1 pseudogene is annotated in these 251 nt (G+C 39.4%); it reads left to right on the top strand.

Features of this window, described 5'->3' with window-relative positions:
* Nucleotides 1–241 (top strand): annotated as a pseudogene (locus B3D98_RS14465) (30S ribosomal protein S4); the annotation flags it as partial.
* Nucleotides 242–251: the final 10 nt, after the last annotated feature.

Raw genomic sequence — 251 nt, 5'->3', positions numbered from 1 at the left:
AGATGGCAAACGCGTTGATATCCCATCATACAGCGTAAAACCAGGTCAAACGATTTCTCTTCGTGAAAAATCTCAAAACCTTGCTGTAGTAGTAGAAGCAATCGAAGTAAACAACTTCGTACCTGACTACTTAACATTCGATGCTGACAAAAAAGAAGGTACATTCACTCGCCTTCCAGAGCGTTCTGAATTATCAGCTGAAATCAACGAAGCATTCATCGTAGAGTTCTACTCTCGTTAATTTTTTAACG

This window comes from Lysinibacillus sp. UBA5994 (assembly GCF_002429725.1).
Classification (GTDB): Bacteria; Bacillota; Bacilli; order Bacillales_A; family Planococcaceae; genus Lysinibacillus; species Lysinibacillus capsici.
This window is presented reverse-complemented; position numbering and strand designations above follow the sequence as displayed.